This window comes from Chamaesiphon sp. VAR_69_metabat_338, from assembly GCF_031423935.1.
In the GTDB taxonomy this organism is placed as follows: domain Bacteria; phylum Cyanobacteriota; class Cyanobacteriia; order Cyanobacteriales; family Chamaesiphonaceae; genus Chamaesiphon.
On the sequence record NZ_JANPGM010000635.1, the window covers coordinates 1 to 3,796 of the forward strand.

Genomic DNA, 3,796 nt, shown 5'->3' on the forward strand with positions numbered 1-3,796 from the left:
AGTGGCGGTTTGATATGGCATTGCACGGTACTAAATGTGAAGCTATAACCCCATTGCTGACACTGAGCGGCAATTTCATCTAATTCTAAATCTGTCAAACCCGCGACATCAAACGTCCAATCGGTAATCCGAAATTGATTGTCGCTCGACTCCTCGATCTGCGGATAGCGCGATTGCAGTTCCCAAAATCGATCCGCCAAATTAGCCCGATGCTCCTCAATACTGTCAATCCGCGTAATAAAGTCAAAACCGCTACAATCTCGATCGAAATAGACACCCCCATTTTCCGCAATCGAGCCAGCGACGGGGAGATAATTATTCACCGCACTCACCCATCCCGCCGATCTACCTGTAACTAATAATAATTCGATTCCTTTAACATTCACTAGATCGATCGCTTTTAACAACTCGGTGGTAAATTTCCCCTCCCGCGTCAGGGTGCCATCGATATCTGTAGCAATCAGTCGAATATCTGTCAGTCGATCGGGCGTTAATGGTAGGCTATCGAGCACGATGGAAACTAGTGGGGTAGGAGGATATAGATTCGCACTTTCGAGAGCATTCTAGCTATTTGATATTCGCAAGTGAAGTTTTCACGAACTCGCAGATTGTAGATCGCCAAGACAATTTTTGCAACTTTTGTCAGGTGTCGAGAACATCTGCCACTGCATTCAACTCTTCTCAGCCTCGATGAAGCACCGCTAACTAGAAGCTGACGATTACCTACGGTAGGCTATGCCAACGGACTCTTCAATCTAAACTAGAAACAGCAAGTTAAAACAAGAAGCTCAAGCTGATGACAGTTCCCCAACCACACTTTAGCATCCACCAAATCGCATCCAACGACATAGCCTTGATGCAATCCATGTTGGCGACTTTCGGCGAAGCCTTCGGTGAGGTAGACACCTATAGCGGGAATCAACCTAGTGAGGCTTATCTCAAACGGCTACTTGAGAGCGACTACTTCATCGCCTTGGTTGCGCTGCAAGAGAGCAAAGTCGTCGGTGGCATCGCAGCCTACGAGCTAGTCAAATTCGAGCAAGAGCGCAGCGAAATCTACATTTACGATCTGGCTGTAGCCGCTACCCATCGTCGCCAGGGCATCGCGACAGCATTGATTCAGGAGCTAAAAAAGATCGCCAAAATCCGAGGAGCGTATGTGATTTTCGTACAGGCGGATCTCGACGACGAACCGGCTATTGCTTTGTATACCAAGCTAGGAGTTCGCGAAGATGTACTGCATTTCGATATCGATACAGGGCACACCACCGCCACAGATTCAACCTCATGATTCGATCGCATTGCCCGAATTATTGTCTCCCTGTTAGGATGATGGTAACTGCCAAGATCGCAGCTAAATTTTATAGATCGAAACTAATCCATTTGCATCAAAATCAATTTCTAATCGAAATCCTTGCAATAAACTCGTACCTAAAAGTGGCTTTAATCCAGTAGCTAAAACTGGCACTGCGCTACCTTGAATCACTTGGCAACCCGCTCCATTTCACCGCCAAAAACCACCGCAACATCATAGCCAATTCGGATCGTAAATAATCGAGCTATGGGATTTTTCTCTTTTAACTTCAGAGCTGTCTCTACCCCGCTTGGATCGATCCCATATTCACCTGTCTCCGCATCGATGACAATCATCTGACCGATATTTTCTCCATGTTCGACTTCTTGCCGAATACCATTTTCGTAAAACTGCTTTGCTCTACCAGCAACTTCTTCCATCGTCCAAAAAATAGCTTGCATTATCGATCCTCATGGTTGTCGTTACAGTTATTGTAGCTAATCCTCGAAATCGATCGTGAGCGTTTGCTGCTCCCTGTCAGCAGCATAATTAAGGCAAGCCAGAATATCGGCAACGCTGAGGTAGGGGAAATCTTCGAGGATTTCGGATTGAGTCATGCCGGAGGCAAGGTATGACAAGAGATCGTAGACTGTGATTCGCATTCCTCGAATACAGGGTTTTCCACTACGTTTACCAGGTTCGAGGGTGATGATGTCTCGATCGTTCATGGTCTAGGCTCAGAAGAACATCTTCTGTATAAAGTTCCTGTCACTCAGGCTTGGTTTGTTCTTACTGGACATCGATCCGTCGATTTAGTGCATTTGAACCTTATAATTAAGTCAGATTATTACTTTGATTGGGTTTGCGTTGTGGATGCTAACCATCAGACAAAGCTATCATAGAGCACTATAAGGTTCAATAAAGTCAGCAGATTTACTCAAAACGGAACTTGCTATGTTACTTTTACACATACTCTGGGTACGTTGAACAGTAAGGTGTACAGTTCTGCGATATAAGAATTGATTATTTTGTGTGAGGATCATGACAAATATTTCAACTGGAGGATTAACTTTAAACAATCGAAAGGAAGAATTTAGCTATTCTTATATCAATGCTATAACTGCGACAGCAGGCTATGTATGTCAAGTTAAGCCCAGAGGAATGGATAATGCTGGAATCGACTTAACTATTGAAGTTCCTGGAGAAATATCAGCCTGTTTATCCCCCAAGCTGGATGCTCAAGTAAAATGCACCTCAAGCGATTGCATTGATGAGAATCATATTAATTTTAACTTAAACGTAAAAAATTACAATAGATTAATTAACAAAAGATCTTTAGTTCCCCAAGCTTTAATTGTTGTCTTAGTTCACAAAGATGTAGATGAGTGGGTTAAGAATACTGCGAACCCTTATTTAACTGAACTTAGAGCTAGTGCTTACTGGATTTCGTTAAAAGGCCATGAACCTACAGAAAACAAAAGTAGTATAACAATCAAGATTCCATTGAGCTATAGACTCTCTCCTGAAGTTCTTATAGAAATAATGAGGAAAATAGCAGAAGGAGAAAATCTATGAAAACACCAAATCTAGATCTCGAAGATCTTCAATTGATAGATCCGCATAAAACTCTACAGTATTTAAGAAGCAATAAGTGGCTCGAAATTGAATCTAAATCAACTGAAGAATATTTAATATTAAAGCATTCAATTCAAGATAAAAAGGAAGCTTATATATTATTGCCTTTAGATTCTACTATTCCTGATTTCGCTTCTAGGATTTACGATCTCATTAAAGTTATATCGATTGTAGAGAATCGTTCGCAGAGTGATGTGTTGAACTCTATTAAATCCGCCAAGGAACTTGCAGAAGAAATAGATAGAGATATTTTGAATTTCAAGCTAAAATTCAAGGATAGTACTCAAAGAGAAGTTTTGGCAGCACAGCTTGGAGAATTACTAATATCCTTTCAGAATTTAATTGTTGGAATAACTTGTTCTCAGATGGGAGTTCCAAATATTGCGGGGAGGATTCCAAATAGTATACTAGAGAAGTCACGAGTTTCTGTAGTTGGGACTTTCGAGGGATCTTTTGGTTTGAGAATTGCGCCAACACCTTCAAGTACAGGACAATTAGATATTCTACAGAAAACTGTCGTGAGACAAGCTTTTGAGGAATTATTCTATCTATTAAAAGTTAGTAAAGACGACAAAAATTTCCTAAAACAAACATTAGTTAAATTAGGAAAGAGATCGACATCAAGCTATAGAAATTTCTTGGTTGCATTATACAAAATGAAAACAGACAACACTTTGGAGTGGGGATCTTCAGATAAAACATCAGGAGACTCTCTTGAATTCACTTACCAAGCAGTTGCTAAAGCCTTGGCGATAGTATCAGATGAAGTTTCAGAAAAACCCATTGAATTTGAAATTTGTGGTCGCTGGATTGGAGGAAATAAAAGACAGAAAAATTTTGAAATTAAAGACGATCAAAATGAAAAAA

Annotated in this window: 5 protein-coding genes and 1 pseudogene; 3 read left to right on the plus strand and 3 right to left on the minus strand. The window is 40.8% G+C overall.

Annotated features, from left to right (window positions below; genetic code table 11):
• A partial coding sequence (locus RMO84_RS17575; RefSeq protein ID WP_310489732.1) for an HAD hydrolase family protein occupies positions 1-512 on the minus strand: 512 nt, incomplete at its 3' end.
• 284 nt (positions 513-796) lie between these two features.
• Between RMO84_RS17575 and RMO84_RS17580 the strand changes: the two genes are divergently transcribed.
• Positions 797-1,291, plus strand: coding sequence for an AAC(3)-I family aminoglycoside N-acetyltransferase (locus RMO84_RS17580; RefSeq protein WP_310489733.1), 495 nt, complete (start codon positions 797-799; stop codon positions 1,289-1,291).
• Between the two features lie 191 nt (positions 1,292-1,482).
• Here the strand turns inward: RMO84_RS17580 and RMO84_RS17585 are convergent, their stop codons facing one another.
• Both RMO84_RS17585 and RMO84_RS17590 read right to left on the minus strand, forming a co-directional pair.
• A complete protein-coding gene (locus RMO84_RS17585) occupies positions 1,483-1,755 on the minus strand; it encodes a hypothetical protein (RefSeq protein ID WP_310489734.1) in 273 nt (90 codons plus the stop codon).
• A 36-nt stretch (positions 1,756-1,791) separates the two neighbouring features.
• Entirely contained in the window at positions 1,792-2,022 is a 231-nt protein-coding gene (locus tag RMO84_RS17590) for a DUF433 domain-containing protein (protein WP_310489735.1), read from the minus strand.
• A 313-nt stretch (positions 2,023-2,335) separates the two neighbouring features.
• On the opposite strand from RMO84_RS17590, the gene RMO84_RS17595 reads away from it, so the two are divergent.
• Both RMO84_RS17595 and RMO84_RS17600 read left to right on the plus strand, forming a co-directional pair.
• Positions 2,336-2,869 carry a DUF4365 domain-containing protein gene (locus RMO84_RS17595; RefSeq protein WP_310489736.1) on the plus strand — a complete coding sequence of 178 codons (534 nt, stop codon included), beginning with the start codon at positions 2,336-2,338 and terminating at the stop codon, positions 2,867-2,869.
• Positions 2,866-3,796: pseudogene (locus RMO84_RS17600) on the plus strand (hypothetical protein); the annotation flags it as partial. The gene RMO84_RS17595 and the pseudogene RMO84_RS17600, both read left to right, overlap by 4 nt.

Excerpts from the sequence above, each read along its gene's own strand:
- RMO84_RS17580 (WP_310489733.1), top strand. The coding sequence starts at position 797 with ATGACAGTTCCCCAACCACACTTTAGCATCCACCAAATCGCATCCAAC.
- RMO84_RS17590 (WP_310489735.1), bottom strand. The coding sequence starts at position 2,022 with ATGAACGATCGAGACATCATCACCCTCGAACCTGGTAAACGTAGTGGA.
- RMO84_RS17585 (WP_310489734.1), bottom strand. The coding sequence starts at position 1,755 with ATGCAAGCTATTTTTTGGACGATGGAAGAAGTTGCTGGTAGAGCAAAG.
- RMO84_RS17595 (WP_310489736.1), top strand. The coding sequence starts at position 2,336 with ATGACAAATATTTCAACTGGAGGATTAACTTTAAACAATCGAAAGGAA.